The following is a 492-nucleotide window of genomic DNA, read 5'->3' as shown; positions in this document are numbered from 1 at the left end:
TGTTAAATTTGCCGAGCAAGCGCCTTTGGTCTTTCTATTGCTCCTGCCTAACCCGTTTAACTCAATTTTCCGGCTCCTGACAACCGCTGAAGCCGCAAGAACATTACACGCCCATGATAATTTGTCGCTCTCTCCCAGCACAGCCACTCCGCACAATGCAGAGTCCGTCACTTAAACTCGACTAGCAAAATTTTACATCACCACCGATAAACTTCACCCGCTTTAATACCGTGATTTGCTCACCGCACGCCTCACAACAGGGAGCATCACCTTTTGCCMCCATAAACTCGCGCCAGCTGACCGCCTTAACCTCACCGACCTCCGCCTGTCCCAGAGATAGCCTCGCCTTGTTCAGCCGTTCGCGACTCCGGTTATGGTACAGACCAACAAAGTGATACTGCTGCTTCCTCGGGAGCGCAACATGAGACACTATCCGCGCCATAAAATCATTATGCGACATCGTCATGCTCTCTGTACGCTGGGTCTGGTGAG

The 492-nt window shown here is 51.7% G+C and carries 1 protein-coding gene; it reads right to left on the bottom strand.

The genetic code is table 11. The annotated features are described in order from the left end of the window. Positions 1–181: 181 nt before the first annotated feature. A partial coding sequence (locus EDI28_RS27100) for a transposase (RefSeq protein ID WP_233353528.1) occupies positions 182–492 on the bottom strand: 311 nt, incomplete at its 5' end.

This window comes from Photobacterium chitinilyticum (genome assembly GCF_004104355.1).
Classification (GTDB): domain Bacteria; phylum Pseudomonadota; class Gammaproteobacteria; order Enterobacterales; family Vibrionaceae; genus Photobacterium; species Photobacterium chitinilyticum.
The sequence above is the reverse complement of the archived record's forward strand: the minus strand, read 5'-3'. Positions and strand labels throughout refer to the sequence as shown.